2 protein-coding genes are annotated in these 2,437 nt (G+C 34.3%); both read right to left on the bottom strand.

All coding sequences use genetic code 11. The annotated features are described in order from the left end of the window. A partial coding sequence (locus KKG99_03815) for a MerR family transcriptional regulator (GenBank protein ID MBU1012105.1) occupies window positions 1-308 on the bottom strand: 308 nt, incomplete at its 3' end. A gap of 241 nt (window positions 309-549) precedes the next feature. After that, entirely contained in the window at window positions 550-1,878 is a 1,329-nt protein-coding gene (locus tag KKG99_03810; protein ID MBU1012104.1) for a hypothetical protein, read from the bottom strand. Between the last annotated feature and the right edge of the window lie 559 nt (window positions 1,879-2,437).

Here is a 2,437-nt window from a genome sequence, read left to right as displayed (position 1 = left end):
TCTCGTAATTCCTTCTTCAACCCAATAACATTGGCGACAGCTACCTCTTCTGATACTTTTTTCTGTTTTTTAAGAAATCTTTTTGCCCCGGCAATAGTATACCCCTGAACATATAACAGATCCTTTATCTTCAGTATCAATTCTACATCTTTTTTACGGTATCTTCTCTGTCCGCCAGTTGTTTTATCTGGCTTTAAGGCATTAAATTCTGTTTCCCAATATCTTAAAACATAAGACTTTATGCCTGTTAATTTACCTGTCTCACTAATGGTAAAAAATAGCTTATCAGGGATAACTACTTGAGGCATAATTATTACTCCTTCCAGCAATTCTCGGTGAACACATGAAAAATAGGGTTTTCACTTAAAATTGCATATTACTTGGACAAAAATAGAATATATATGTTTTCAGGCACATTTAGCCTGTCATTTCATCCCTCATAGACGACATAAATCTCATCTAATTTTGTATTCAGGATACACCAATCCCTACCTTCCTGAGTGAGAAACCTATGGACATCCAATTTGCAGACAAGATTTCTTATCTCAACTATGGAGACTGAAAACATATCTTGTATTTTGTTGGCGTTAAGGCAAAATCAAGTAAATCCTCCCATGTCTCAAAAATCAATATCTTTATATAACTCCGAAGGGTTTCCCACATATGCCTCTTACTTCCAAATTTCTTACGACACGATTGATATAATTGATCTGTAAGCTCAAAAATCTGGTGAAAGTAAAATGCCAGCAGGGTTAAAAGGTAGAAATTAAAGCACAGATTCTTTTTTCCATGACCATAGTTATGTTCTATATGGTAACCCTGGTTTTTGAGTGTGTTAAAACATTCATTCTCTATTTTCCACCTACAGCGACCACCTTGTACCAATGTCTCTATATTTTTTGAAGTTATCTCTAAGTCTGTAACCCAACTGTTCTTATAATTAATTACTTCCTTTCCGTCTTTTCCCTTTGCAATGATTTTATATCTAAGAAAATTCGTATTTATTGAATTTTCTCCTCCATTCAATGGCACATCATTTACCCATTCATACTCATGAATCCGTCCTTTCTTATCAATCCTCCGTAAATTATTTATTTCACCCGGTTCATATGCATTAATCCACTCCATCATATATTTATGATCCCCTGGCTTAGCTACAAACAGGTAATGCATTCTGGCTGACAATACATCTTTAATAAACGGTTGATGCGAAAAAAGACCATCTCCATTAAGAATGATACCCAATTGTGGATGGGACTTCCTTATCTTTGGTATCAATCGCTTGGCTGCATTTATTTCGCAATCCTGTTTCTCAGTTCCATCTGTATTATGAATCTCCTCTGGCATTAAAGGAATTACCTGTCGTATATCAGGATGCATTATTGCCGCTTGCATTACCTTATGAGAGTAACTGCTAATTTCTTCTTTATGCTTTGTTGTTAAACATTTTGAACAGTGAATATCTTCAGAATAAAAATATTGTGTTCCATCAAGTGAACAAAGATACAATTCAGGAAAAAGTTGATAATAAAGGGTTAAATGTTTTCCTCGCTGTAATCGAGAAAAATAATCATCGAAAATTGGGCTAATCTCTTCGCTATTAACCTCATCTACAATATCCCTTAGCTGAGTAGATTTGGGAATATTCTTAACACCAAAAAGGGTTTGTAAATTGTCTCGATTTTTTGCTTCCCTTAGTTGTTCCTGAAATTGCAACAATGATGGATCTTGAAAATACATACATGCAAATCCCGACATTAAGCAATCGTGTATACTATAATCTGTTTTTGATGCTTGTCGATTATCTGGTAGATGATTAAAAAGTAAAGAAAGAGCACTACGCAAACTTCCGAAACTTAAATGTTTTTTAGATTTCATAAAACTCCCCTCCCAAGGAATATCTTTTATGAAATTTTAACACAAATATGTAAATTTGTAAAGATTTTTTTCCAAAATTGTGCGAAAATATTTTTTTTGCATGGAATAAAAATAAGCATTATTTAAATAATGTTTTGAAACAAAGAACACAATATGTAGTGTGTTTCGATAGATAGATACCCAAGATATTGTGCCTTAATCTATAGCACTGAGTTAAATAACAACACCTGCAATATGCCTTAATTTTTTTCACCGAGAATTGCTGTAAACTTATATTCAATACCACTTATAGGATTGCCTGCTTTATCTACAAACTGATATTCAATCCAGTGCTTTTTCTGAACAGTAGCTGCTGATTTTTGTTTTGTGCCTGCACCGGCAATTGCCGCACCTGTGTGTGCATTAGTAGCTGCTGTAGCGGAAGTTCACCCCAACGAGCAAGCAAAAATTCGTCATAACCTATTGTTTTTCAAGATGTTTCCGCTGTTTTGCCAGCTTTTTTCTGGTGACTACAAGTATGTCTTTATGTGGTAATACAGAGGGCAAACAAATATCCAAC

It is taken from the genome of Bacteroidota bacterium, assembly GCA_018816945.1.
Classification (GTDB): Bacteria; Bacteroidota; Bacteroidia; order Bacteroidales.
The sequence above is the reverse complement of the archived record's forward strand: the minus strand, read 5'-3'. Positions and strand labels throughout refer to the sequence as shown.

What these genes read in the sequence shown, in the direction of transcription:
- KKG99_03810 (MBU1012104.1), bottom strand. Translation starts at nt 1,878, where the DNA reads ATGAAATCTAAAAAACATTTAAGTTTCGGAAGTTTGCGTAGTGCTCTT.